The organism is Pseudoalteromonas sp. SG43-7, from assembly GCF_014164295.1.
In the GTDB taxonomy this organism is placed as follows: domain Bacteria; phylum Pseudomonadota; class Gammaproteobacteria; order Enterobacterales; family Alteromonadaceae; genus Pseudoalteromonas; species Pseudoalteromonas rhizosphaerae.
The window spans coordinates 17,195-42,275 of the sequence record NZ_JACJEY010000043.1 but is presented as its reverse complement, the minus strand read 5'-3'; the positions used below and the strand labels follow the sequence as shown (position 1 = coordinate 42,275).

Below are 25,081 nucleotides of genomic sequence, written 5' to 3'. Positions count from 1 at the left end.
GGAATGGCGCCTAACACACCGGCTATAATCCACGTTACTGTGGCGTAAATAAGTGCATCTCTGAATGTTGCGGCGGTTAGATCAGTTTTACGTAAATTGATAAGTAGCACTAAAGCGACAGAGATGCAAGCCACGGTCATCCCCATCATGACGAGCCCCGAGTTTGGTATGCTAAATTATTTGATATCAGCTTTTTTATATTGGCAGGGATCCAATTTATTGTCCTAGCAATCATTAGTGCATTGTATCTAGTGGTTGGCACTCAAGCCGACGACTACCGGCAACAGGGGAATATTAGTGTGTATACCTCGGATGTTGGCGCGTTTGGCAAAGCAACGCATTATTTTTCTTATCAATGCACTGATAAAAATGGCTTTTATACTTTAACACCGATAGCCACCCTCGATTGGTTAGGGTCGTTCACATTTAGTGAAAAAGCGAATACCTTAATCATCAAGCATGACGATCACAGTGGTAAAGGCGAACAAATTAAACCAATAGATATCAGTGGATTTGGCTGTAATGTGTTAAGTTTTAAACGGTAAGCTTTAAGTTGCTCTGAGCTAAATTTAATATCAGCATGATAAATTTATATTATTTGCGTTTGTAGGTTTACTGTACGAGGTTAATAAGCGAATGATTGTATTTTAGATACTAAAGGAAGCTTTTTATATGGCTAAAAAAGAGTTGGTCGACCAAGATGGACAAGTCGACTTTGGTATTTTTCCAGATGGAGTAGATGACATCAATTACTTGGATTTTGACCTGCGTAGTACTATGGGTAAATCCAGAAGTACGCTTTTTAAAAAGTTAAGCTTTAATCAATTTCAATTTATTAGTTTGAGTTGTGAGCAGTTAATTATTGGTTTAGCGATTGTTGATTTAAAAATTGCGAGTCACTGTTTTGTATATGTATACGACCCACAAACGACAGAATTCGATGAAGTCAGTTTTATCAGCTTACTGGCTTTAAATACGTGTATTGATAGCACACCAAACACCGGGCAAGCGACTTTTCGAAAAGGGCGTAACAGCGTAACTATTAATACAACCGCTAAGCCGCAAATACGCTCGGTAGAGGTAAATTTAAAGTCCGGGCTGAAAATTAGTGCCTGTATTGATGAATCGATAAATTATAACCCGCTTGCGGTGTGTGTTCGTGCCGGTTTTACAGGCTTTCATTTTACCCAAAAAACTGCCGCATTACCCTGTACTGGAACACTTCAGTGGCGTGGTAACAAATATGTATTTGAAGAGCTTAAAATACTGGCAAGTGTTGATTGGAGCGCGGGTTTCATGCGTCGCGAAACCTTTTGGAACTGGGGGAGTTTAGCCTGCACATTAGCTGATGGCCGCCGCTTAGGTTTAAATTTAAGTGCGGGGGTTATTGAAACAGGTTTTACCGAAAACGCCTTGTGGCTCGATGGCACGCTTTATAAAATTGATATGGTCGATTTTCAATTTGAGCGCTATGGTAATGCTAAAGCAACGAGTAAATGGCGGCTGCGTTCAAACGACGGTATCATCAATTTATACTTCGAACCCGCAGGTAAACGCCAAGATAAAACCAACTTAATTATTATCGCGACTAACTTCACTCAACACTTCGGCCGTTACTATGGTGAAATAACTCTTGCAGACGAAGTTATCACACTTAACGGCGAATGGGGATTTACCGAAGACCACTATGCGAAGTGGTAAAGAGTACTTAATACCAATCGACTTAAATATTTAACCACCCTAGCGAGCTAAATAAAGCGCTAACTGCGTTATAATTTTTTCAAGTAGAACAACTGCATGTCAAAATTTATGCCTTGTTATCACTGCATTTATCTGTAGTTATAAATGGTCAGTAACTTTACACGATTGGTATAACCTGACTATCGTTTAAAAATGAACTTAACATCTATCCCAAGATCAGCTCGTTGCCGCGTCACTAAATTCAATCGATTTGTTCAACGACTATAGTGCTTAATGCACTGTGTGATAAACCAAATCGAATCTTGTATTAGGTAAACACCGACAGCACCCAACGTGAGTAAAGTCGCGGCAGCTTGCAACAGCAAATGCTGCGACACATGCTTCGCCAGCAAGCCGTTGTTAAGATAGCTCCCCAGCAGTGAGCCAAGTCCCAAAAAAATCTCACTATAACCAAATTGCTCAGGCGTGAACCCCAGCGCTGCGAATTAAATCCGCCCAGTTGGTAATAAGAAAAAAGGGAAATGTTGTAAAGTGCCACCAACAATTACCACTGACATTTTTTAACTAACTCAAACCAAGAACGAGTAAACTTTTTAGGGAGGATTTTCTTTGGTGGTACGATAGGGACTTCGAGCTTTTTAGCAAAGTAACGGTGTACAAAGGTTTTCATTTGATCGCTTTCTAATTGCTCGTAAGCTATTTGCAATTGTGCTACGTCCTTTCGGCTAACATAATTTCCTTTAAGTTTTTTAAAACGCATTTCCAGCCACAGTAATAAAGCTTGTTTAGCCTCATTGGGAAAGGCATGGGTTAAAGTGGATGTGGGTCCGTATAATCTTTCAAAGTTTATTGTTTGATCTTGGATCAAAAATACCATTAACAGATTTAATCCTGCAGAAATTTGTCCCGCTCGCTTGTCAATAATTTGATAACGGCTTAAGGCACTACGAAAATAATGTTCAGCTTCTGGGATTTTATTCTCATCAAGTGCCAAATAGCCCAAGTTACTTTCTATCATGGCGACAACGTTAGGGAGGTTTAAACGCACCGTGAAATTATAGCTTTCGGCATATAGGTTACGCGCTTCGTCATTGTTATTTTGCCATAGCGACCAGTGCCATACTGTTGGTAAGCGTCAAGCGTTGACGATCATTTTCAGCGTATTTATAACCACATTGAAAACTTAGTTGGGCATCGTCTAAATACTCTGCATAGCGTAGCCAAATACCTAACGCACTCATAATAGACGTTATTCTCTTTTTGAAATAAGGGGCTTGCTGCTGACTAAATATCGCATCTACAGACTGATGAAGGCGGTCAAATTGGCTGGTCGGAACGGCTGCTCGGGCGTTAATAAGATGCCAACGAATAAATAACTCAGGTGAAACTTTATCGATATCGTCAAGATTTTCAAGAATAATAATAGATTGCGCTGGGTTGACAACAAGGTAGTCTTCAGCTTCGTTTAACTTATTTTCAAAAGTGCTTAGTTCAGTAGCAAAAGCTTGCTGAAAACCAAGTAACAGGAACCAACATATAACGAAAAGCCGTAACAACTTGATCTCAATTACTTAATGATGTAATTGATAATTATAGTTGCCGCAGTCATACAAATCAAAGCTAATAAACCAGAATAACTTCTTAGCTATCAAGTATGTTGTATTTAAAGGTGATATTTATCATAAAAGAGAAAATAACACAGATAGAAAAAGCCCTAGATCTATATAGATTTAGGGCTTTCATTTATTTATTGTTAATGTCAATCAGCTTATCGGTTAGAACTTTTCAGCTCTCTATTATTCGTCTATCGATCTCAATAATGCATTAATCCCTACTTTTTCGCGGGTTTGCTGATCTACTTTTTTCACGATAATTGCAGCGTACAAGCTGTGAGTACCGTCTTTTGATGGCAGTGCGCCTGGAACAACCACAGCACCTGCTGGTACGCGGCCGTAGTGGATCTCGCCAGTTTCGCGGTCGTAAATGCGAGTACTTTGGCTGATGTAAACACCCATTGAAATAACAGCGCCTTCTTCAACGATCACGCCTTCTACAATTTCAGAGCGTGCACCAATAAAACAGTTATCTTCAATGATAGTAGGATTGGCTTGTAATGGCTCTAAAACGCCACCTATGCCAACACCTCCTGACAAGTGTACGTTCTTACCAATTTGTGCACACGAGCCTACAGTGGCCCATGTATCAACCATAGTGCCATCATCAACGTAAGCACCAATGTTTACATATGATGGCATCAATACTACATTTTTACCGACAAAGCTGCCTTTACGGGCAACAGCGTTTGGTACAACGCGCATGCCACCTTGCTGAAATTGCTCCGGTGTATAGTCGCTAAATTTAAGTGGTACTTTGTCATAAAACTGGTTTACGCCGTCGTTCATTGGTTGATTGTCACGAATACGAAACGACAGTAACACGGCTTTTTTTAGCCATTGATGGACAACCCACTCACCACTGATTTTTTCAGCAACGCGTGCGGCACCACTATCAAGTAGCTCAAGTACATCGATTATGGCTTGTTTTACATCACTAGGTACTGTGCTCGGGCTGATGCTATCACGGTTATCCCAGGCGTTTTCAATGGTGGTTTTTAAATCTGACATAAGATCCTCTTATTCGGTTTCTGCGTTGAGTTTTTTACGCAATGCTTGATGAATTTTTGCTTGTTCTTCGTCGGTAAGAGCTTGGTATTCGTTATTCGATACCACGAAGAAATCTTCTGCACGTTCACCTACGGTGGTGATCCGCGCGGCGTGTATATGTAATAAATGGGCTTGAAACACTTCGGCAATTTTGGTTAATAAGCCAGGAATATCTACCGCTTGAATTTCGATTAAGCTGCGGTCTTTACGCGGGTGAGGGCGCAGGATAATTTTTGGTTTAATATTAAAATCTTTAAAGCGTTGTGAGCGATTCTTTTTAAAGCGAATTTTCTTTTTCGGATCAGCAAGCGCTTGATCAAGGCCGCGTTTGATTGACTGCGCTTGAGCGCTGGCAATCGGGTCGCCACTGACTTCAAGTACTACAAAGCTAAACAGCACATAGCCGTCGCGAGTGGTGAGCACTTGAGCATGTTGAATTTGCGCTTTTTTAGAGCCGATCACACTTACTAAACGGGCAAATAAACCGCCGGAGTAGGGGCTATAAACAAAAATCTGTGTACCGCCGTGCATGGCTGTATTTGATACCGCAACACTGGGTTGGCTTAAATCAACGCAGTTTAGTAAATGTTCGGTGTGCCATGATAGTTGTTGTTCACTAAAGGCCGTAAAGTAATTTGCTTTAAAACGGCTCCAAATTAAATCAATCTGATTTTCATCATAGCCATTGTTGATTAACCGTTGTTTGGCTTGATGCTTTTTATCGCGAATTTGGTCGCGCTGATCCATAGGATTTTCAAGGCCTAACCGTAACGCCCTTTGAGTATGCAGGTAAAGCTCACGCAACAAGGTGTTTTTCCAATCATTCCACAAGTTGTCGTTAGTGGCGCGAATATCTGCGACGGTTAAGCAGTATAGGTAATCAAGTTGTCGTTCGGTTTTAACTCGAGTAGCAAAGTCTTTGATCACATCTGGGTCATTAATATCTTTGCGCTGTGCAGTTACAGACATAAGTAAATGGTTACTAACTAGCCAAGCAATCAATTTGCCATCGGAAGTTGAAAAACGATGTAATTTGGCAAAAGCAATGGCATCAACAGCACCGAGTTCTGAGTGATCGCCGCCACGGCCTTTGGCAATGTCATGGAAGATGCCTGCTAAATACAGTAGCTCGGGCTTGTCCATGCGGGTGACTATTTCACAACAAATAGGAAACTCACTGACGTTTGCTTTATCAAAATATTGATAAATGTTATTGATCAACTTATGAGTATGTTCATCCACAGTATAAGCGTGAAATAAGTCAAATTGCATCTGTCCAAAAATGTTTCGCCACTGGGGTAAATAAGCGGCAAGCATGCCGTGCTTGTGCATTAAAGTAAATGCACGGCCCATGCCGTTAGGGTGTTTAATTAGCCGTAAAAAGGCTTCACGACAGGCGGCATAATCTTGCAAATCTCCTAACAGACGACGGCGCACTTGGCGGATGGTACGGATAGTACTTGGGTAAATATGGGTAATTTCAGGGTTATCGGCAATGTGTTCGAACAATACAAATAGTTGATCACGGCGAAAGAACACGGACGGATTTTTTACCCTAATTTGATGGCCAACACGTTCGAAATTACGATCGAGTTCAACCACTGCTTGTTCGTTACTTTCCGGTAAAATGCTTTGTTCAAAATATGATAACAACATTTGATTTAGCTCACGGACCCGGCTCATGATCCTAAATAATCGCTTCATCATCCGCTCAACTGAGGCTTTACCATCGCTACCAAAGCCAAGTAAATCAGCAGCCAGTGGTTGATGATCAAATAACAACCGGTTCTCAGAGCGTCCAGCCGCTAAATGCAGCGCAAAACGGATATTCCAGAGATTTTCTAAACACTCCAACAGCTCTTGGTATTCTTCATGAGTGAGATAGCCGTGGCTAATAAGCTCTTGTAAGGTTTCGGCTCTAAAATGTTTTTTAGCAACCCAAATGATGGTTTGCAGATCTCGCAGGCCACCGGGATTTTCTTTGATATTTGGTTCGAGGTTGTATGCTGTACCGTGACATTTTTTATGACGCAGTTGTTGCTCATGTACTTTTGCTAAAAAGAATTCGTCAGAGTGCCATACAGGCGTATCAAGAATATGCTCTTTGAGTTTTTCATATTCAATGTGATTACCGAACAGTAGTCGACTTTCAAGCAAGCTAGTGGCAAAAGTTACGTCGGCACGTTTTTGCTCAATCGCTTGCTCAATGGTACGCACACTGTGGCCAATTTCTAAATTAAGATCCCATAGCATGGTCACAAATTGGCCGATTTTTTCACACACTGCATCACTAGGTTGCTCAGAAACTAGCAGTAAAAAATCGATATCTGAATAGGGGTGCAGCTCACCGCGACCGTAACCGCCAACGGCGATCAAGGCTAAATCTGGCTCATGGGCTAAATCATAAACATGAAACAGTTTAATCAGTAAGCGGTCGATAAACTCAGCCCGGGCATTAATCAAATTACCGACTGGCTGTTTTGAAAACTCGTTTTGTAACCATTTATAAAAATAATTAGAACAATCGCGATAATCGGTTAATTGCTCAGCATCGCTGAGCAATTTTTTAACTTTATTGGGTAATGCCACGTGGGCTGGCTCCTTAGCACACTAATTTCACCCTAAGTCGGGTGAGTCAGTATTTAATGTTCAATGATCCGGTCAATCGTATCATCTGATCGAAGCGTTAAAATTTCAACACCATTTTCAGTTACTAATAAAGTGTGTTCCCACTGCGCAGACAAGCTACGGTCTTTAGTAACCACAGTCCAGTCATCTTTTAGTAGTTTACACTGGCGTTTACCCGCGTTAACCATTGGCTCAATAGTCAAACACATACCTGCTTTTAGGGCTTCGCCAGTACCAGCGCGGCCATAATGCATTATTTGTGGTTCTTCATGAAACTCTGCACCAATACCATGGCCGCAATATTCACGAACAATTGAGTAGTTAAAGCTCTCTGCATATTTTTGAATCGCTTCGCCGATATCACCTAAACGCACGCCTGGTTTAACCATTTTTATAGCTAAATAAAGGCTTTCTTGCGTTACTTCAGCAAGACGCTTGCCTTGGATGTTTGGCGTGCCAACATGAAACATTTTTGATGTGTCGCCGTGGTAGCCATCTTTGATAACCGTGATATCGATATTGACACTGTCGCCATCTTTTAATGCTTTGTCGTTAGGAATACCATGGCAAATTACATGGTTTACTGAGGTGCAAATTGATTTAGGAAAACCATGGTAATTTAGTGGGGCAGGAATTGCCTTTTGCACATCGACAATATAATTATGACAAATTGTATTTAGTTCATCAGTGGTTACACCGGGAACTACATGTGACTCTATCATTTCCAGGACATCTGCCGCTAAGCGCCCGGCTACACGCATTTTCTCTATTTCTTCAGGGGTCTTGATCACAGCACTCATGGAGGCTCCATTGTCGAGTTTTACACATTTATCGTCGCACAAATTTTGCACGCGACGTTGAATATTTGTTTTTAATATGGTATAAAGCGCGCCGTCTTTTTACAAATAAATTCTTAAATGATTTTTTGTATTTAAGGCAAACACAATTTTATTTTAACACACACACGTATCGTCACATACACTTGGGTGCATTTCAGTTTCATTTAACTGCGGTGTTGGTGCTATGGGGTATGTGGAGGCCTAACCCTAAACTAAACAGAGGAAATACAAAATGGCAAACGTTTCAATGCGCGACATGCTTCAAGCTGGTGTTCACTTCGGTCACCAAGCACGTTACTGGAATCCTAAGATGAAGCCTTTCATCTTCGGCGCACGTAACCGTGTTCATATCATCAACCTTGAGCAAACTGTTCCAATGTTCAACAACGCACTTAAGTTTTTAACTGGTGCTGCGTCAAACAAAGGTAAAGTTCTTTTCGTTGGTACTAAGCGCGCAGCAAGCGAGTCGGTTAAAGAAGCCGCTATCGCTAGTGATCAGTATTACGTAAATCACCGTTGGTTAGGTGGTATGTTGACTAACTGGAAAACAGTTCGTCAATCAATCAAGCGTCTTAAAGACCTTGAGATCCAAAGCCAAGACGGTACTTTCGAGAAGTTAACTAAGAAAGAAACGTTAATGCTTAACCGCGAAATGGAAAAGCTTGAAAAGAGCCTTGGCGGTATCAAAAACATGGGTGGTCTTCCTGACGCACTTTTCGTTATCGATGCAGACCACGAGCACATCGCTATCCGTGAAGCTAACAACCTAGGTATTCCAGTTGTTGCGATCGTTGATACTAACTCTAACCCAGACGGTGTTGATTTCATCGTACCTGGTAATGATGATGCTATCCGTGCAATCAACCTTTACACAGGCGCAGTTGCAGCAGCAATTACTGAAGGCCGTGAGAGCAATATCGTTGCTCAAGCTGAGAAAGACGACTTCGTAGAAGCTGAGTAATTAGCTGTCATCAAGTCTTCATCTAATTTTAGATGAAGACTTGCTATTCTTGTAGAGCGGGTAACCCGCTTATCTAAACCTGAATTCAGATTTGAGGATTTACTAATGGCTGTAACTACTGCCCTAGTTAAAGAATTACGCGAGCGTACCGGCGCTGGCATGATGGATTGTAAAAAAGCGTTAACTGAAACTGATGGCGACATCGAGTTAGCGATTGAAAATATGCGTAAAAGTGGCGCTGCAAAAGCTGCTAAAAAAGCAGGTAACATTGCTGCTGAAGGTACTATCATCATCAAGCAAAACGCAGGTGTTGCAGTACTAGTTGAAGTTAACTGTCAAACTGACTTCGTAGCAAAAGACGTAAGTTTCTTAGCATTTGCTAATAAAGTTGCTGATGCTGCTATTGCAGAAACGATTTCTATCGAAGACTTACAAGCTAAGTTCGAAGAAGATCGTGTTGAACTAGTTACTAAAATTGGTGAAAACATCAATGTACGTCGTCTACAGTACATCGCTGGCGAAACGCTAGTTGAGTACCGTCACGGTGAGCGTATTGGTGTTGTTGTTGCAGGTGTTGCTGATGAAGAAACACTTAAGCACATCGCAATGCACGTTGCTGCTTCAAACCCAGAGTACCTAACACCTGAAGATGTACCTGCTGACGTTGTTGAAAAAGAAAAGCAAGTACAAATCGAAATCGCGATGAACGAAGGCAAGCCTGCTGAAATCGCTGAGAAGATGGTTGTTGGTCGCATGAAAAAATTCACTGGTGAGGTTTCTCTTACTGGACAAGCTTTCATCATGGAACCTAAAAAATCTGTTGGCGAAATTCTTAAAGAGAAAAACGCAACAGTTACTGGCTTCGTACGTGTAGAAGTTGGTGAAGGTATCGAGAAGAAAACTGAAGATTTTGCTGCTGAAGTTGCTGCACAGATTGCTGCTGCTAAAGGTCAATAAAATCGATTTCCTTTGACGAAAAAGTGAGTTAGATGAAATTATTCTGTTATTTGCTTTTGCGTCATCGCTGAAAATTCTTTAAAATAACCGCGCTCTTTATGTGAAAATCATAAGCGCGGTTATTTTTTATCCTTTTTTTATAAAGTTGGCCCAAATACTATGACAATCAATCGTAAACCTATTTTTAGACGCGTTCTTCTCAAATTAAGCGGTGAAGCACTGATGGGAGACGAAGGCTTCGGCATCGACCCAAAAGTATTAGACCGTATGGCGCAAGAAATCAAAGAGCTTGTAGAACTCGACGTAGAAGTGGGTTTAGTTATCGGTGGCGGTAACTTTTTACGTGGCGGCTCACTTGCTGAAGCAGGTATGAATCGCGTAGTTGGCGATCATATGGGGATGCTAGCAACTGTCATGAATGGCCTTGCAATGCGTGATGCGTTGCACCGTGCATTTGTAAATTGTCGTTTAATGTCAGCTATCCCACTTAACGGTGTGTGTGATGCATACAACTGGGCTGAGGCAATTAGCTTATTAAAAACGGGCCGTGTAGTTATTTTTGCAGCCGGTACTGGTAACCCATTCTTTACAACGGATTCGGCCGCGTGTTTACGTGGTATTGAAATTGAAGCCGATACCGTGATTAAAGCCACCAAGGTTGATGGTGTTTACAGTGATGATCCGGTAAAAAATCCAGAGGCGACACTTTACCGTCACTTGAGCTACAATGAAATCATTGAAAAAGAATTAAAAGTAATGGATCTTGCGGCATTCACCCTTGCGCGTGATCACAAGATGCCGTTGAGCGTATTTAATATGAATAAATCAGGCGCATTAAAGCGTGTAATTATGGGCGAAGAAGAAGGCACTCTTATCTCTTCACAAGCCTCAGATGAAGTTATTAACTAGATTAGGATTGAACCGTGATAAACGATATTCAAAAAGATGCTGCAGAACGTATGCAGAAAAGTGTAACGGCACTTAGCAGTCAACTATCTAAAATCCGTACTGGCCGTGCTCATCCGGCAATATTAGATGGCATTATGGTGCCATACTACGGCGCACCAACGCCATTGAACCAAGTTGCCAATGTAACGATTGAAGATTCACGTACACTTGCGTTAAGTGTATTTGATAAATCGCTTGCACAAGCGGTAGAGAAAGCAATCATGGCATCTGACTTAGGTTTAAACCCAATGTCAGCAGGTTCTGTGATCCGTGTACCACTTCCTCCGCTAACTGAGGAACGTCGTAAAAACTTAATTAAAATCGTTCGTGGTGAAGTTGAAAGCGGCCGTGTTGCAATCCGTAATATTCGTCGTGATGCTAACGGTGACGTTAAAAACTTATTGAAAGATAAAGATATTTCTGAAGATGAAGCGCGTCAATCTGATGATGCAATTCAAAAGCTTACGGACAAATTCATTAAAGAGATGGACACTCAATTAGCGGCGAAAGAAGCCGAGTTGATGGAAATCTAAGCTAGTAAATTTATTAGTTTTGAAACGCCGTCTGGGGTATACTAGGCGGCGTTTTTTTATGGAATACTCGATATTTATGGTTCTTAACGCTGATAAAATTTCCCAGCAATGTTTACCCAAGCATGTCGCTATAATCATGGATGGCAATGGTCGTTGGGCACAAGCCAAGAATAGGCCACGTGTGTACGGTCATAAAAAAGGCGTGGATGCGGTTCGTCAGTCTGTGCAGTTTTGTACTAAATTAGGAATAGAGTCATTGACTCTATTCGCTTTTAGTAGTGAAAACTGGCATCGCCCCGAAGATGAAGTCAGTACCTTGATGGAGCTGTTTTTGTTTGTGCTGAGTAAGGAAGTTAAAAAGCTACACAAAAATAATGTTAAGTTAACCATTATTGGTGACTTATCTCGTTTTTCAGATACTTTGCGCAGCAAGGTTGATGCAGCACATGAATTAACGGCTAATAATACAGGTTTGCAACTGAATGTAGCGGCAAATTATGGTGGTCGATGGGATATAACAAATGCTGCAAAGCAATTAGGTAAGCTGATTGCTGCAGGGACGTTAAACCCTGATGATATTACAGAGCACGATTTAGCCGCCCATATGAGTATGCAAGATCAGGCTGAACCTGACTTGTTGATCCGTACTGGTGGCGATTTACGCATAAGCAACTTTTTATTATGGCAAGCTGCTTATGCTGAACTTTACTTTACCGATACGCTTTGGCCTGACTTCAATGAAGCAGCTTTTGCTGATGCTATCGCTTGTTACGTTGCCAGAGAGCGACGGTTTGGTTGTACTGGCGAACAAATAAAACAATTACTCGCTGAAACCTAATTAAAAAGGGTAACACTTTGCTAAAACAACGAATTTTAACCTCTTTAGTGCTAGCGCCTTTGGCACTGGTGTTGGTTTTTTATACACCTCTTACATTGTTTAGTTACATCGCTGGCGCGATTGTTTTATTAGGCGCGTGGGAATGGTCGGCATTTATGGGGTTATGCGATAAAGTTAAACGTTTTTCGTTTGTGACGTTTATTGGCTTGTTACTGGTACTGCTTAATTGGCATTGGCCAATTGATGGACTGTGGGTCGACGGCCAGCTCGTAGGAGACGCAAATTATATATTCACACTGTCATTTTCGTGGTGGATTGTAGCCACCTACCTAGTGTGGCGCTACCCAGCAATGGCTAAAGCATGGAACGAAGGAGTGGTTATGCGCGCTATTGCCGGTATTCTCACCTTAGTACCGCTGTGGCTTGCGCTTAATACACTGCGCAGTGCTAACTATGAGCAATCAACGCACTTTGGTTCGATGCTTATTTTAGTGGTACTGGGGATCGTATGGAGTGCTGACATTGGTGCATACTTTACGGGTAAAAACTTTGGCAAGCATAAGTTAATGCCAAAAGTGAGCCCTAATAAAACCATTGAAGGTTTAGCTGGTGGCTTAGTTGCTGCGGTAATTTTTGTTTTAGCGTTTTGTCATTTTACCAATGTAGATATGTCTGTTTGGCCAATTTACGCGATTATGACTGTATTCATCGCGTTATTCTCAGCTATTGGCGACTTACTCGAAAGTATGTTCAAACGCGAAGCTGGTCTTAAAGATAGTGGCTCATGTTTGCCTGGCCATGGGGGGATTTTAGATCGCCTTGACAGCCTAACTGCTGCAGCCCCCATTTTTGTGTTGTGCTATGCATGGACACTTAGTTTATGAGTTGTAGACAACAACTCGTCATTCTCGGCGCGACAGGTTCCATTGGTTTAAGTACCTTAGATGTTGTTGCGCGTAATCAAGAACAGTTTGCTGTATTTGCACTTGCGGCAGGTAATAATAGTGAATTGATGGCGCAATTGTGTATTGCTCATCAACCACGCTTTGCAGTGATGGCAGATGACAGCGCTGCAGCTAAGTTAAGCCAACACTTATCGGGCAGTGGCTGCAAAACAGTGATCCGCAGTGGCATTGCCGCCATGAGTGAACTGGCCGCTCACCCAGACGTTGACGCGGTAATGTCGGCGATTGTTGGTGCAGCAGGGCTCATACCTACACTCAGTGCGGTAGAAGCAGGTAAAAAAGTATTACTGGCGAATAAAGAATCTTTAGTCATGTCAGGTCAGTTGTTTATTGATAAAGTAAAACAGCATAAAGCCACTTTACTACCGATTGACAGTGAACATAATGCCATATTCCAGTGCCTGCCAAGTGCACTGCAAGGCTCTAAAACCAATGCACAGTTACATGAACATGGGGTAAGTAAAATTTTACTTACCGGTTCTGGTGGGCCTTTTTTAACGTGTGATATTGCCTCTTTAAAAGACGTTACTGTGGCACAAGCCGTGGCGCATCCAAATTGGTCTATGGGACAGAAGATATCTGTTGATTCAGCCACTATGATGAATAAAGGCCTTGAGTTTATTGAGGCTAAATGGCTATTTAACTGCCAGGCAAACGATATTGAAGTGGTCATTCACCCGCAAAGTATTATTCATTCAATGGTGCAATACCAAGATGGCTCGGTGCTAGCACAAATGGGGAATCCAGATATGCGTACACCGATTGCTCATGCTTTAGCATACCCACAGCGTATTGATGCTGGAGTAACACCACTGGATTTTTCACAGCTTGCTGATTTTACCTTTACGAAACCAGATTTTGCCCGCTATCCCAATTTACAATTAGCTATTGCTGCGTGTAATACTGGACAAGGTGCTACAACGACAGTTAATGCTGCCAATGAAATTGCTGTGCAGGCATTTTTACAAGGGCAGATAGGCTTTACTGATATATACCGCATTAATGCACAAACATTAGACACAACGGTTGATGTAAACGTACACACGCTCGATGAAATTCTTGAATGTGACCGTTTAGCTCGACTTCAAGCGACGCAACTCATTGCAAAGGTAGTACGCTAATATGTTCGATTTTCTGTGGAATTTAGGTTCTTTTATTCTAGCGCTGGGAATTTTAGTAACAGTGCATGAATATGGCCATTTTTGGGTTGCCCGCAAAGCGGGTGTGAAGGTATTAAGGTTTTCTATTGGCTTTGGTAAACCGCTAATAAAATGGCACGATAAACACGACACTGAATATGTTATTGCAGCAATTCCTTTAGGCGGCTACGTGAAAATGCTTGATGAACGTGTTGATGAGGTGCCTGCTGACCAACGCCACTTATCATTCAATGCCAAGTCAGTACAAGCGCGTATCGCGATTGTAGCGGCAGGGCCGCTGGCTAACTTTATATTTGCTATCTTTGCTTTAGCTGCGATGTACATGGTTGGAGTTCAATCGGTGAAGCCGGTGGTCGGCTCAGTAAATGAGGGTAGCCGCGCTGAGCAGGCCGGTATTATGCCTAGTCAACAAATTGTAAAAATTGGCGATGCTAATATTGCGACTTGGCAAGATGCTACGTTTGCATTAATGGCCAGCCTAGGTGATAAAAGTGTTGCTGTTACCGTGCGTGACGAGCAATTTCAAGAACAGGTTAAAATGCTTGATATTGATGGTTGGAAACTTGATCAACAAGATGTGCCACCATTAGCTTCATTAGGTATTGTGCCGTTTCGTCCGCAGGCTACTTTAACCGTTGCTACAATTTCGCCAAACTCTGCTGCAGCAGACGCTAATTTACAAGCAGGCGATGAAATTATCGCCGTAAATGGTGAAACAATAACCAGTTGGACGCAGTTAGTTAATGTTATTCAGCAATCCGCTAACAAATCATTACAATTTAGTGTAAAAAGACAAGATAGTATAGAACTGCTAAATGTTACCCCGAAAGGACAACGTAATAGTGATGGCTTGCTACAAGGCTTTTTAGGTGTAGCACCGGTGGTTGAAAAATGGCCAGATGGTTACATTGAAACTAGACATTATGGCCCACTCGATAGTATGGTGCTGGGCGTAACTGAAACATGGCGCTTGATCAGCCTAAGTTTTGATATGATTGGTAACTTAATTACTGGTCAAGTATCAGTGAAGAATTTAAGTGGTCCAGTTGGTATTGCTGTAGGGGCGGGAACTAGCGTAAGCTATGGCTTAGTGGCGTTTTTAGGCTTCTTAGCATTGATAAGTGTAAACTTGGGCGTATTTAATTTATTGCCCTTACCAGTGCTTGATGGTGGGCACTTAATGTATTACATAATTGAACTTTTTCGTAAAAAGCCGGTCTCTGAAAAGACACAAGAATTTGGTTTTAAAGTGGGTGCCTTGCTACTCATTTTTCTTACATGTTTCGCTTTGTTCAATGATGTATCGCGATTGTAAGCAATTGCGACAGTCTCGAATTAAAACACGATTGTAAAACACCGCTAAAGTATAATTTTAAGGTGTTGAGCGGTAATACCGTTGTAAAGGATAAAGATAATAAAATGGCTATAAAAAAACATTTGGCAGTAACAAGTTTATTAGGTGCTAGCTTTGCAGCCCTAGGCCAAAACTCCTTTATTGTTGACGATTTAAAAGTTGAAGGTTTGCAGCGCGTAGCGTTGGGAGCAGCATTAACACATATTCCTATTAACGTGGGTGATAGTGTTGATGACTATACAATTTCAAAAACGATTAAGTCTTTGTATAACTCAGGTCACTTCGACAATATCAAGGCACTACGTGATGGCAATAATGTTATTTTTAGAGTAACAGAGCGCCCAACAATTAGCGTTATTGAGTTTGAAGGTAATAAAGACATTAAAGACGAGCAGCTTAATCAGTCGCTTGATCAGCAAGATATTCGCCAAGGTGAACCACTGGATAAAACTGTGGTTGATAACATCGAGAAAGGCTTAATAGAGTTTTTCCACAGTATTGGTAAGTACAACGCAAAAATTGATGTCAGTATCACTAAGTTACCGCGTAACCGCGTTAAGCTAAAACTTAAGTTTGATGAAGGTGATGCCGCATCTATTCGTCAGATCAACTTAGTTGGTAACGAATTGTTTAGTGATGAAGACTTGTTAGCACTTGCTGAGTCACAACAAGATTTACCTTGGTGGCAGTTTATGGGCAGCGATCGCTACCAGAAACAAACCATTGAAGGCGATCTCGAGAAAATTCGTAGTTATTATTTAGACCGTGGTTACTTACGTTTTAATATTGACTCAACACAAGTATCAGTAAGTCCTGAACGTGAATCTGTGTATGTAACAGCTAACATCACCGAAGGCGTTAAATACAAAGTGAAAGGCTTTGACTTCATTGGTGATCTACTTGGCCGTGAAGAACTGATCAAAAGTGTTATTCCACTGCGTGCCGGTGAACTTTATAATGGCTCAGTGGTTACCTCATCTGAAGAATTTATCAAAAGTTATTTAGCGCGTTTCGGTTATGCGAATGCGGAAGTTCGCACCATTCCTGAAATTGATGACGAAACCAAAGAAGTTCAGTTAACACTCTCAGTTAATCCTGGTCAGCGTGTTTATGTGCGTCGTATTATTGTTGGTGGTAACCAAAATACCGCAGATGAAGTATTACGTCGTGAAATGACCCAGCTGGAAGGCGCATGGTTATCGAATCAGAACCTTGAGCGTTCAAAGCTACAAATTCAACGTCTTCCTTACATGGAAAGTGTTGATTTTAATGTTGTGCCAGTCCCTGGTATAGATGACCAAGTTGATGTCGATTTTACCGTTAAAGAGCAATCAGCTGGTAGCTTTAACGCAGGTCTTGCTTATGGTTCTTACTTAGGTCTGCAATTTAATATCGGTGTGACTGAATCTAACTTCTTAGGTACGGGTAACCAGATTGGCTTTAACATCAATACTTCGCGTGGTTCAGAACGTGTTAGTTTATCGTATACCGACCCTTACTTCACCCCAGATGGTGTGTCGCAAGGCAGTAGTATTTTCTACAGTAATTACGATGCAAGTAAGTTTAGCCTCATCGATTACAAATCAAAAAGCTACGGCATTGGTACAAATATAGGCTTCCCAATTGATGCGGTAAACCGTATCAACTTTGGTGTACGTTGGATCCAAGAAGAGTTATCTGAGATTGCTGAATATGAGCAAACGCTTGTTATGCGTGAGACCTTCCTAGACGTGAATAACCCGGATAAAGGATTTGATTTTACTAAGTACGAACTCAGCGTTGGTTGGTCTCGTGTGACAGTAAACCGTGGTTTATTCCCAACGGCAGGTTCGCGTCAAACATTAAACTTAACCGGTACTACGCCAAACTCTGATTTAACTTACTTTAAGGTAAATTACGACTCGCGTTTTTATTGGCCACTTACTAATAACCACCGTTGGGTATTCTCAACGCGTGCTGCATTTGGCTATGGTAACGGTTATGGCACAACCAATGGTTACGATCAAACATTACCATTCCAAGAATATTTCCGTATAACCGAAATGGAATTACGTGGTTTTGACCGTAATACTATTTTGCCGCGTGCAATATCGCGTACACCACAAGTAATTCCAGGCAATTCATTGGCAGATGGTAGTCTAACTGGCAATATAGGCGGCTCGCCAGAGTTTGATGTGTTAACACCGGGAGGACGTATTGGTGGTAATGCCAAAGCGGTTGCAGGCATGGAGTTAATTGTGCCAACCCCATTTTTGGATGAAGATAATACCAGTTCTGTACGTACTAGTTTCTTTGTTGATGCTGCAAACGTATGGGATACTGAATTTAACGTTGACCGTTATAAAAATTTAGGGCCGAATGAACGCGCTAAGCTTGAGGATTATTCAGATCCGCTGCGCTTTAGGGTATCAACCGGTTTATCATTACAGTGGATCTCACCTATGGGTCCAATGTTGATTAGTTTTGCGTATCCATTGCAACAAGAAGAAGATGACGATACGAAGACCATCAGCTTTAACATTAGTAATACATTCTAAAGGAGTTTTTTGTGAAAAAATCATTTAAATCATCGGCAATTGCCATTTTAGCAACACTTATGATGGGTACTTCTGCAAGTGCTTTTGCACATAAAGTTGGTATTGTAGATATGCAAGAAATCTATAAGCAAATCCCACAAATGGCAAAAGTTGAGCAAACACTGCAAGCTGAATTTGCTGAGCGTCGTCAAGAACTTGAAAAGCTACAGGGCGATATCCGCTTTGAAGCAGAAAAATTCAAGCGTGAAAGCACTACAATGAGCCAAGCGCAAAAAGATGCGTTGCGTGAAAAAGTGGAAGGCATGCAAAAAAATCTTGCTGAAAAAGGTCGTCCTTTAGAGCAAGAAATTAAAACTCGTCAAAACCAAGAACTAGCTAAAGTTCAAGGTATTATTATCAAAGCAATCGAAGATATTGCTAAAGATGGTAAGTACGATGAAGTTAAAGTTAAAGATACTACTATCTACTTTAACCCTAAAACGGTCGTTGATTTATCAAGTAAAGTTGTTGATAAAGTAAGTAAGCAATAGAACTGATATATGCATAATTATACGCTTTCGCAGATTGCGGAACTTCTAGGCGCCACGCTTGACGGTGATGGCGCTTGGGAAATCTCAAAAATTGCTACACTTGCAAATGCCCAGTCTGGGCATATTGCATTTTTAGCGAATAAGAAATATCGCTCACAACTTAGTGATACTAAGGCGGGGGCAGTGATCCTATCTGCCGCAGACGCAGAGTATTATCAAGGCAATAAGCTCATAGTGGTTAACCCCTATGTTTGCTACGCGAAATTAGCCCAGTTACTCGATACAACGCCACGCTCAGCGTCACCAGGTATTCACCCAAGTGCGGTGGTCCATCCTGATGCTACAGTTGCAAGCACAGCCGCTATTGCAGCTAATGCGGTGATTGAAGCCGGAGCGGTAATTGGTGATAACGCGCAAATAGGCGCTAATTGCTTTATTGGTGAAAACACAAAAATTGGCAATGGCACAAAACTGTGGGCAAATGTCAGTGTTTATCACGATGTAGAAATTGGTAGTGATTGCTTATTTCAATCAAGTAGCGTAATCGGCAGTGATGGCTTTGGTTATGCAAATGATAAAGGCCAATGGATAAAAATTCCTCAGCTTGGTCGCGTTATTATAGGTGACAAGGTTGAAATTGGCGCTGGTGCTACGGTTGACCGTGGTGCAATTGATGACACGATTATTCACAGCAATGTGATTATTGATAACCAATGTCAAATTGCCCATAATGTTGAAATTGGTTCAGGCACAGCAATTGCTGGCTGTACCGTGATAGCAGGTAGTACAACTATTGGTAAAAATTGCCAGATTGCCGGGCTTGTCGGCATAAATGGTCACATAGATATCTGTGATGGTGTTATACTTACGGGTATGAGCATGGTGACTAAAGCGATTACGAAACCTGGTATTTATTCCTCAGGACTTCCACACTCTTCAAATAAAGAGTGGCGCCGAAACATTGCCCATTTCCGTAATTTGCCAGAGATGAAAGTTCGCCTTAAAGCGCTAGAGACTCTGACTAAGTCATTAAACGTTGATAATTAATAAGGATGCTATTTTGGCAAACGAATTAAATAGCCTTGATATACAAGAAATTTTAAGCTTACTTCCGCATCGTTACCCGATGCTACTAGTTGACCGTGTACTTGATTACACCCCAGGTGAATCATTACATGCAATTAAGAACGTAACTTTTAATGAACCGATTTTTACCGGCCATTTCCCTAACCAGCCAATTTTTCCTGGTGTATTAATTTTAGAAGCCATGGCACAGGCAACCGGTTTATTGGGGTTTAAAACTGTCGAGAATCGCAGTGAAAATGAACTATATTTATTTGCAGCGATAGATAATGCGCGCTTTAAACAACCTGTAACGCCTGGTGACACCATGCATTTACACGTTCAATTTTTAAAAGAGCGTCGTAATATTTGGAAGTTTGCAGCAGAAGCAAAAGTTGATGGCAAAATAGTATGTAGTGCCGAAATCATGTGTGCGAGAAGAGAGCTTTAATTGTGATCCATCCTACAGCGATAATCGAACCAGGTGCAAAGTTAGGTAATAATGTATCGGTTGGCCCGTATAGCTACATTGGCAACGATGTGGTTATTGGTGACAATTGCATTATCGAATCTCATGTTGTGGTCAAAGGTCCGTCAACAATAGGTTCAGGCAATCATATATTTCAATTTGCGTCTGTAGGTGAAGCCTGCCAAGACAAAAAATATAATAATGAGCCAACCACACTTATCATTGGCGATAACAATGTTATTCGTGAATGCGCTACCATCCACCGAGGTACAATTCAAGACCAAGGTGTGACTAAGATTGGCAGCAATAACTTATTTATGGCTTACACTCACGTAGCCCATGATGCGGTGATTGGCGATAACGTTATTTTTGCTAATAATGCATCTGTTGCAGGCCATGTACATATTGGTGACTGGGTTATCTTAGCGGGCAATTCAGGTATTCATCAGTTTTGTAAAGTGGGGGCACATGCCTTTGTTGGTATGTACTCTGGCGTGAACAAAGATGTGCCGCCGTTTGTAACAACTATAGGTACGCCAGCAGGTCCTGTGGCAATTAATACTGAAGGCATGAAGCGCCGTGGCTTTGAAAGCGATGAAGTAATGGCAACACGTCGTGCTTATAAAACACTATACCGCAAGAGTTTAGGTGTTGAAGAGGCAATTGCAGCGCTTGCTGATGATGCCGCTAAGTACCCAGCAGTACAGTTAATGGCTGATTTTGTGAAAAATTCTGAACGCGGTATTATTCGTTAATTCGTTTATGCAGTGTATAAAAGCCACCAGTTATTAAGTTAACTTGGTGGCTTTTTTGTATTCACTGTTTTGTATTTACTTTAATTCAGTTGCAGCTCAGTTGATACCTGCTACCTTCATGCATTCTAAGGGAGCGTTGAATTTTGATTAAAGCACTTTTAATTAGCTTATCACTGGCTATTTTAGCTGGCTGTAGTAGCTCGCAGACAAACTATTCAGCAACAAGCACAGGTATTCGTGAGCAGGGAAATGCTAGCTTTTATGCCGATAAATATCATGGTCGGCTGACCGCTAGTGGTGAAAAGTTTGACCAACAAGCCATGACTGCGGCGCACAAACAGCTCCCTTTTAACAGCAAAGTTAAAGTCACAAACACAGCAAATAACCGTTCAGTGGTCGTTAGAGTGAATGATCGCGGTCCTTTTATTCCCGGCCGTATCATCGATTTAACAAAGCATGCGTTTGAGCAACTCGCAGAGCCAAGCTCGGGCGTTATTAACGTAACCGTTGAAGTAATTGATTAAAAGCGTGTGATCAAGTTCATGTAATCAGGTTGCTCTGCTAATAGTTGCTGATGCGTTGCAATCGCTTTTATTTGCCCTTGCTCTAACCAAATTACGTTATCCATATTGGCAAGTAAGGCAGGGTCGTGAGTTATGCTGATCACAGTACAGTGCCCCATGCTGGTTAATATCGCATCCATAACTTGATGCTTCGATTGATTGTCGAGGCCTTCGGTTGGCTCATCAAGCACTAAAATAGCCGGTGCTCTGAGTAAGGCTTGCGCTAACGCTAAACGCCGTGATTGCCCGCGCGACAAACTTCTGCCACCTGTGCCTAAGCGGGTGTCTAATCCTAGTTTTAACTCGCTAAGCCAGTCACCTAACTGTGTTTGTTGACAGGCTGTACGCATTTGTTGTTTAGTTGCTGAGGGTGCCGCATAGCGTAAGTTTTCAGCAATGGTGCCATCAAAAATATGATGTTGTTGTGCGACTATGTTAATCAGTTCGCAGCGATTTTGTTGACTGATCGTGTTAATTTCTATGGTTTTGTCTGCTGAGTTCAGGTTTATTTCACCATTTTGCTGTGGCCATAAACCACTGAGTAAATTAACCAGTGTACTTTTCCCACTGCCGCTTTGCCCCACAATCGCGACTTTTTGCAGTGGCTCAATAGCAAAACTTAAGTTGTTAAGCGCAAAAGTATCGCCGTGGTAACAATAACTAAGATCTTTAAATTCAAGCCCTACAGGTTGCACTGATAACGACTCCTGAACGCTTGTAGTTTCAGGGCGCAGTTTATCTTCTAAATCAAAAATACGCTTTGCAGCGCTTAGCGCTACGGGCAATTGAATAAACGCATTTGGCAGCGTTAGCACCGTTTCAAAACTAGCAAGCACAAATAAACTAAGCATTGCCAGTTCAACATTGGCCATAGCTCCGCTGTAAACTAGCGGTGCAATTATCACAATGGCACCGAGCATACTCAGTTGTACTATTAATAGTGATACGCCATTACTATGTGCTTCGGCGCTATGGCGAACAAATAGTTGCCGATTATAGCGTTCACTGGCTGCCCGACATTGCTCAATTTGTTGCTCGGTGGCTTGATAGATAGCCAGCTCTCGTAAGCCACTTAGGGTATCTGATAATTCAGCACGTAAAGTCGCCGAATAGTGAGTTTCGAGGTTGGCAGTTTGCTGAAGTTGTTTACTTAGTATGAGCGGTAGGGCAACGCCTACTATTAAGAGTGCAGTAAAGCATAGTAGCGCAACATTACTGTTGTAGGCTGCCATAATTGCAACCACAATTGGCACGCTGATTAGCGCAACAATCATCGGTAATAATACGTTTAAGTAAAATTTATCGAGCGCTTCAACATCATTTTGCATGCGGTTAAATAGATCGGCGCTGCGGCTCATGGCTAAATCAACATTGCTTAGCTGGCTTAGCGTGTTAAAAACACTGACACGAATTTCACTTAATAATAAAAAGGTGGCGTTGTGGGTTACCAATCGCTCGCCGTAACGAGAGGCGGTTCTTACGATTGCCAAAAATCTAATTGTGCCGGCTGGTGTGAAGTAATTCATTTGCGTGCCAGCCAAGCCAGCTGCAGCCATGGCGGCTAAAAACCAACCAGAAATAGCCAATAAGCCAACGTTTGCCAGTACTGTTAAGGTTGCTAAAAATGCCCCTAACAGCATTGCACCTAGGTGCGGTCTACACAGTTTTAATAAACGTAAAAAATTAGTCATGCTGTTTACTCCTTGCATGCACTAAATCAAACAGCGCGCCTTGGTTATCGATGAGGGTTTTAAAGCTACCTTGCTCAATAACAGCACCATCTTTCATTACAATAACTTGTTTAGCTTGTGCAATGGTATTTAAGCGATGGGCTATCACCACAACGAGATGTTGCTGTGCATAATGATTGATAGCCGCTTGCACCTGTTGCTCAGTTTGGCTATCGAGGTGTGCGGTTGGCTCATCAAGGATCAAAATTGGCGCTTGTTTTAAAAATGCCCGAGCTAAAGCGATCCGCTGCTTTTGCCCGCCTGAGAGTCCTTCGCCTTGTTCACCAATTTGAGTGTCAAAGCCCTCTGGTAATTGATTGATAAACTCAAGTGCACCAGCTTGCTCTGCTGCAGTTTCTAGCTGCGTGAGTGTGGCATCCGGTTTGGCCAATAGTAAGTTAGCTTTGATACTGTTAAATAATAAAGTAGGTTGTTGTGGGATCCAGGCAATATGTTGCTGCCATTGCTTAATATGTGATGCGGCTAGTTGTTGCTGATTTACCGTAACTGCACTGATCACCTGAGGATGAAACCCTAATAAACAATCGAGTAAGGTGCTTTTACCAGCACCACTTTGACCAACGATGGCATGCAGGCCTGTGCCTGCAAATGTTAGGTTTATATTGTTAACGCCTTCATTACTTTGTGGGTAATGAAAATTTAAATTATCAATATTGAGTTGTTCGATAGTTGGTAAGTTTAAGCTATTTTGAGTATTTGGTTGTATGTTCTCAAGATCCTTAGCAGGGAGTGGCTCATTCAATATTTTTAGCATATCAGCGGCGGCACTAATCCCTTCTAAGCGGGCATGGTAATGGCTGCCGAGTTGGCGCAGCGGTAAATAAAACTCCGGAGCAAGTAACAGCACAACAAAGCCGGTCGAAAAATCTAAGGTACCAAAAAACAACCGAAAACCGATTATCACCGCTACTAACGCGACACTAATGGTCGCTAAAAATTCGAGTGCGAAAGATGATAAAAATGCGATTTTTAATACGTTTAAAGTCGCATGGCGAAAGTCATCGGAAATTTTGGCAATTTGCTTTAGTTCGCGCGTAGTCGCATTAAATAACTTTAGTTGGGTTAAGCCTTGTAAGCGGTCAAAAAAGTAATTACCTAACACAGCTAGTTGTTGCCAACGTTGTTGATTCAGTTGTTCTGCTTTGTGGCCAACCAAAATCATAAAAAACGGAATTAGAGGGGCGGTGAATAAAAAAATCAACCCAGCTTTCCAATCGGTAGGAAAAATCACCATCAGGATAGCCAAAGGAATAAGCGCACTGTAAGCCACGCTCGGTAAATAATTAGCATAATAATCGTGCAGTGCTTCAACACCATTGTGTAGGGTGTTTAAAGTCGCGCCATGACCTTGTTGTTCAATATAACTTGGCCCAAGTAAGGTGAGTTTCTCGAGTAAAGTATGGCGCATAGCAGTTTTAATTTTAAGTGCGGCTTGGGCACTTATGCGCTGCGAAAATCCAAGTAATATTCCGCGCCCTAAAATCAATGCTGCTAATGGCCAAAGTAAAGGGGTAATAGTGGCTAAATTGGCGTGTTCAAACATCACTAAATGAATTGATCGTGCCACTAAATAAGCACTGGCAATCATCAATAATGCGTTAAATGTTCCTAGCGCAATACTGATTTTTAAAAGACTGCCAGCGTGATTGGAATGCGTTTTTAAAAACGCGCGCAGCGTAGTTTGTTGCGCGCGATTTGGTCGGGGGTTAGTCGTCATTTTGGCGATTAAGCCTATCGTGTAATTCTTGTTCGTCGTCAGCGATACTGTCTTTGTTCTGGCCAAATTCGTACCACATAACGTTGATCACACCTAACGTACAGGCTAATAAAACACCGAGTATCCAAGCAAAATACCACATAGATCAAA

24 protein-coding genes are annotated in these 25,081 nt (G+C 41.8%); 16 read left to right on the top strand and 8 right to left on the bottom strand.

Translation table 11 applies throughout. The features are described from left to right. Nucleotides 1-200 precede the first annotated feature (200 nt). Nucleotides 201-545 carry a hypothetical protein gene (locus H5200_RS17090; protein WP_182761970.1) on the top strand — a complete coding sequence of 115 codons (345 nt, stop codon included), beginning with the start codon at nucleotides 201-203 and terminating at the stop codon, nucleotides 543-545. Nucleotides 546-672: 127 nt separating this feature from the next. After that, on the top strand, nucleotides 673-1,701 hold the full coding sequence (locus H5200_RS17085) for a DUF2804 domain-containing protein (RefSeq protein WP_182761968.1): 1,029 nt from the start codon (nucleotides 673-675) through the stop codon (nucleotides 1,699-1,701). A gap of 544 nt (nucleotides 1,702-2,245) precedes the next feature. Here H5200_RS17085 and H5200_RS24100 read toward each other — a convergent pair. The 5 genes from H5200_RS24100 to map all read right to left on the bottom strand — a co-directional run bounded on the left by H5200_RS24100 (nucleotide 2,246) and on the right by map (nucleotide 7,792). Next, nucleotides 2,246-2,719, bottom strand: a complete 474-nt coding sequence (locus H5200_RS24100; RefSeq protein ID WP_259398829.1) for a hypothetical protein — start codon at nucleotides 2,717-2,719, stop codon at nucleotides 2,246-2,248. 76 nt (nucleotides 2,720-2,795) lie between these two features. Then, entirely contained in the window at nucleotides 2,796-3,257 is a 462-nt protein-coding gene (locus H5200_RS24095; protein WP_259399228.1) for a hypothetical protein, read from the bottom strand. Nucleotides 3,258-3,497: 240 nt separating this feature from the next. Further along, complete coding sequence (dapD, locus tag H5200_RS17075) at nucleotides 3,498-4,325, bottom strand: 2,3,4,5-tetrahydropyridine-2,6-dicarboxylate N-succinyltransferase (RefSeq protein ID WP_145240464.1); 828 nt, start codon at nucleotides 4,323-4,325, stop codon at nucleotides 3,498-3,500. 9 nt (nucleotides 4,326-4,334) lie between these two features. After that, nucleotides 4,335-6,953, bottom strand: coding sequence for a [protein-PII] uridylyltransferase (glnD, locus tag H5200_RS17070; RefSeq protein WP_182761966.1), 2,619 nt, complete (start codon nucleotides 6,951-6,953; stop codon nucleotides 4,335-4,337). Between the two features lie 53 nt (nucleotides 6,954-7,006). Further along, nucleotides 7,007-7,792, bottom strand: coding sequence for a type I methionyl aminopeptidase (map, locus tag H5200_RS17065; protein ID WP_145240468.1), 786 nt, complete (start codon nucleotides 7,790-7,792; stop codon nucleotides 7,007-7,009). A 271-nt stretch (nucleotides 7,793-8,063) separates the two neighbouring features. Here map and rpsB point away from each other — a divergent pair, with 271 nt between their 5' ends. The 14 genes from rpsB to H5200_RS16995 all read left to right on the top strand — a co-directional run bounded on the left by rpsB (nucleotide 8,064) and on the right by H5200_RS16995 (nucleotide 21,424). Beyond that, a complete protein-coding gene (rpsB, locus tag H5200_RS17060) occupies nucleotides 8,064-8,792 on the top strand; it encodes a 30S ribosomal protein S2 (RefSeq protein ID WP_145240470.1) in 729 nt (242 codons plus the stop codon). A gap of 105 nt (nucleotides 8,793-8,897) precedes the next feature. Further along, complete coding sequence (gene tsf / locus H5200_RS17055; RefSeq protein ID WP_182718689.1) at nucleotides 8,898-9,749, top strand: translation elongation factor Ts; 852 nt, start codon at nucleotides 8,898-8,900, stop codon at nucleotides 9,747-9,749. Between the two features lie 159 nt (nucleotides 9,750-9,908). Then, nucleotides 9,909-10,658: a UMP kinase gene (gene pyrH, locus H5200_RS17050; RefSeq protein WP_145240474.1), complete on the top strand. Its 750-nt coding sequence runs from the start codon at nucleotides 9,909-9,911 to the stop codon at nucleotides 10,656-10,658. 50 nt (nucleotides 10,659-10,708) lie between these two features. Further along, nucleotides 10,709-11,230 carry a ribosome recycling factor gene (gene frr, locus H5200_RS17045; protein WP_215909106.1) on the top strand — a complete coding sequence of 174 codons (522 nt, stop codon included), beginning with the start codon at nucleotides 10,709-10,711 and terminating at the stop codon, nucleotides 11,228-11,230. Nucleotides 11,231-11,288: 58 nt separating this feature from the next. Continuing rightward, nucleotides 11,289-12,068 carry an isoprenyl transferase gene (locus tag H5200_RS17040; protein WP_149982995.1) on the top strand — a complete coding sequence of 260 codons (780 nt, stop codon included), beginning with the start codon at nucleotides 11,289-11,291 and terminating at the stop codon, nucleotides 12,066-12,068. 17 nt (nucleotides 12,069-12,085) lie between these two features. Continuing rightward, nucleotides 12,086-12,952: a phosphatidate cytidylyltransferase gene (locus tag H5200_RS17035; protein WP_145240480.1), complete on the top strand. Its 867-nt coding sequence runs from the start codon at nucleotides 12,086-12,088 to the stop codon at nucleotides 12,950-12,952. Next, nucleotides 12,949-14,154 carry a 1-deoxy-D-xylulose-5-phosphate reductoisomerase gene (gene ispC / locus H5200_RS17030; protein ID WP_182718688.1) on the top strand — a complete coding sequence of 402 codons (1,206 nt, stop codon included), beginning with the start codon at nucleotides 12,949-12,951 and terminating at the stop codon, nucleotides 14,152-14,154. The genes H5200_RS17035 and ispC overlap by 4 nt, the downstream gene beginning before the upstream one ends. A 1-nt stretch (nucleotide 14,155) precedes the next feature. After that, entirely contained in the window at nucleotides 14,156-15,508 is a 1,353-nt protein-coding gene (rseP, locus tag H5200_RS17025) for a sigma E protease regulator RseP (protein ID WP_182718687.1), read from the top strand. Nucleotides 15,509-15,612: 104 nt separating this feature from the next. After that, nucleotides 15,613-18,084, top strand: coding sequence for an outer membrane protein assembly factor BamA (gene bamA / locus H5200_RS17020; protein WP_182718686.1), 2,472 nt, complete (start codon nucleotides 15,613-15,615; stop codon nucleotides 18,082-18,084). Between the two features lie 11 nt (nucleotides 18,085-18,095). Beyond that, nucleotides 18,096-18,614, top strand: coding sequence for an OmpH family outer membrane protein (locus H5200_RS17015; protein WP_149982990.1), 519 nt, complete (start codon nucleotides 18,096-18,098; stop codon nucleotides 18,612-18,614). Between the two features lie 9 nt (nucleotides 18,615-18,623). After that, complete coding sequence (lpxD, locus tag H5200_RS17010; RefSeq protein ID WP_182740510.1) at nucleotides 18,624-19,661, top strand: UDP-3-O-(3-hydroxymyristoyl)glucosamine N-acyltransferase; 1,038 nt, start codon at nucleotides 18,624-18,626, stop codon at nucleotides 19,659-19,661. A 13-nt stretch (nucleotides 19,662-19,674) separates the two neighbouring features. Next, nucleotides 19,675-20,127 (top strand): 3-hydroxyacyl-ACP dehydratase FabZ, encoded by a 453-nt coding sequence (fabZ, locus tag H5200_RS17005; protein WP_145240491.1) that lies wholly within the window; start codon nucleotides 19,675-19,677, stop codon nucleotides 20,125-20,127. Nucleotides 20,128-20,129: 2 nt separating this feature from the next. Further along, nucleotides 20,130-20,900, top strand: coding sequence for an acyl-ACP--UDP-N-acetylglucosamine O-acyltransferase (gene lpxA / locus H5200_RS17000; RefSeq protein WP_182761963.1), 771 nt, complete (start codon nucleotides 20,130-20,132; stop codon nucleotides 20,898-20,900). A 140-nt stretch (nucleotides 20,901-21,040) separates the two neighbouring features. Then, the gene (locus H5200_RS16995) at nucleotides 21,041-21,424 is read left to right on the top strand and encodes a septal ring lytic transglycosylase RlpA family protein (protein ID WP_310736246.1); all 384 of its coding nucleotides are present in this window, start codon (nucleotides 21,041-21,043) and stop codon (nucleotides 21,422-21,424) included. Here H5200_RS16995 and cydC read toward each other — a convergent pair. The 3 genes from cydC to cydX are packed head-to-tail and all read right to left on the bottom strand — an operon-like array spanning nucleotide 21,421 to nucleotide 25,073. Beyond that, nucleotides 21,421-23,154: a thiol reductant ABC exporter subunit CydC gene (cydC, locus tag H5200_RS16990; RefSeq protein WP_182761959.1), complete on the bottom strand. Its 1,734-nt coding sequence runs from the start codon at nucleotides 23,152-23,154 to the stop codon at nucleotides 21,421-21,423. The genes H5200_RS16995 and cydC overlap by 4 nt on opposite strands. Next, nucleotides 23,147-24,931, bottom strand: a complete 1,785-nt coding sequence (gene cydD, locus H5200_RS16985) for a thiol reductant ABC exporter subunit CydD (RefSeq protein ID WP_182718681.1) — start codon at nucleotides 24,929-24,931, stop codon at nucleotides 23,147-23,149. Before cydD ends, cydC begins: the two co-directional genes overlap by 8 nt. Then, nucleotides 24,921-25,073, bottom strand: coding sequence for a cytochrome bd-I oxidase subunit CydX (cydX, locus tag H5200_RS16980; RefSeq protein WP_064667585.1), 153 nt, complete (start codon nucleotides 25,071-25,073; stop codon nucleotides 24,921-24,923). The genes cydD and cydX overlap by 11 nt, the downstream gene beginning before the upstream one ends. Nucleotides 25,074-25,081: the final 8 nt, after the last annotated feature.

What these genes read in the sequence shown, in the direction of transcription:
- dapD (WP_145240464.1), bottom strand. Translation starts at nt 4,325, where the DNA reads ATGTCAGATTTAAAAACCACCATTGAAAACGCCTGGGATAACCGTGAT.
- ispC (WP_182718688.1), top strand. Translation starts at nt 12,949, where the DNA reads ATGAGTTGTAGACAACAACTCGTCATTCTCGGCGCGACAGGTTCCATT.
- bamA (WP_182718686.1), top strand. Translation starts at nt 15,613, where the DNA reads ATGGCTATAAAAAAACATTTGGCAGTAACAAGTTTATTAGGTGCTAGC.
- H5200_RS17085 (WP_182761968.1), top strand. Translation starts at nt 673, where the DNA reads ATGGCTAAAAAAGAGTTGGTCGACCAAGATGGACAAGTCGACTTTGGT.
- map (WP_145240468.1), bottom strand. Translation starts at nt 7,792, where the DNA reads ATGAGTGCTGTGATCAAGACCCCTGAAGAAATAGAGAAAATGCGTGTA.
- tsf (WP_182718689.1), top strand. Translation starts at nt 8,898, where the DNA reads ATGGCTGTAACTACTGCCCTAGTTAAAGAATTACGCGAGCGTACCGGC.
- rseP (WP_182718687.1), top strand. Translation starts at nt 14,156, where the DNA reads ATGTTCGATTTTCTGTGGAATTTAGGTTCTTTTATTCTAGCGCTGGGA.
- frr (WP_215909106.1), top strand. Translation starts at nt 10,709, where the DNA reads ATGCAGAAAAGTGTAACGGCACTTAGCAGTCAACTATCTAAAATCCGT.
- cydD (WP_182718681.1), bottom strand. Translation starts at nt 24,931, where the DNA reads ATGACGACTAACCCCCGACCAAATCGCGCGCAACAAACTACGCTGCGC.
- lpxD (WP_182740510.1), top strand. Translation starts at nt 18,624, where the DNA reads ATGCATAATTATACGCTTTCGCAGATTGCGGAACTTCTAGGCGCCACG.
- H5200_RS24100 (WP_259398829.1), bottom strand. Translation starts at nt 2,719, where the DNA reads ATGATAGAAAGTAACTTGGGCTATTTGGCACTTGATGAGAATAAAATC.
- rpsB (WP_145240470.1), top strand. Translation starts at nt 8,064, where the DNA reads ATGGCAAACGTTTCAATGCGCGACATGCTTCAAGCTGGTGTTCACTTC.
- cydC (WP_182761959.1), bottom strand. Translation starts at nt 23,154, where the DNA reads ATGACTAATTTTTTACGTTTATTAAAACTGTGTAGACCGCACCTAGGT.
- cydX (WP_064667585.1), bottom strand. Translation starts at nt 25,073, where the DNA reads ATGTGGTATTTTGCTTGGATACTCGGTGTTTTATTAGCCTGTACGTTA.
- H5200_RS17040 (WP_149982995.1), top strand. Translation starts at nt 11,289, where the DNA reads ATGGAATACTCGATATTTATGGTTCTTAACGCTGATAAAATTTCCCAG.
- pyrH (WP_145240474.1), top strand. Translation starts at nt 9,909, where the DNA reads ATGACAATCAATCGTAAACCTATTTTTAGACGCGTTCTTCTCAAATTA.